At 50.4% G+C, this 581-nt stretch carries 1 protein-coding gene; it reads left to right on the plus strand.

The genetic code is table 11. From position 1 onward, the window contains the following. A partial coding sequence (locus ACR0AG_RS22400; protein ID WP_480842891.1) for a carboxymuconolactone decarboxylase family protein occupies positions 1-552 on the plus strand: 552 nt, incomplete at its 5' end. Between the last annotated feature and the right edge of the window lie 29 nt (positions 553-581).

Genomic DNA, 581 nt, shown 5'->3' on the forward strand with positions numbered 1-581 from the left:
TCGATGCCCGAAGACGCAAACCTGAGCCACGTCTATCGTGCGTTCCCTGAAAAGCTTGCGCCTTTAGCTGAGTATCAAAACCGGGTCATGCGGGGCGACAGCGAACTCAGTATTGCGGAGCGAGAGATAATTGCCGCTTATGTCTCCGGGTTAAACGCTTGCGCATTTTGCCAAAGTGCGCACACGGTGCATGCAAAGGCTTTTGGCATTGAAGTCAGCACCATCGAGGACATGATGGTTAGCCTCGAAAAGGCGAACATTGATCACAGTCTGAAACCCATTCTTGCCTATTCCGGAAAGCTAACAACCAATCCTTCCCGCATGACGGAAGCCGACGCAAAAGCGGTATACGATGCTGGGTGGACCGAGAAAGCACTGTTCGACGCTATACAAGTTTGCGGTCTATTCAATTTGATGAACCGCGTGTTGGAGGGTACTGGAATTACCGAATATCACTCGGATGTTCGGAACGTCGATCAAGACGTGCTGGACAAGCTTCGCAGCGACGATTGTTACGTTGATTTCGGCAAGGCAAACGGACTTTCAGAGTGATTTCTGATTGGTAACTTTGGGCTCAAAGC

The sequence above is a fragment of the Ruegeria sp. H6 genome, assembly GCF_056532975.1.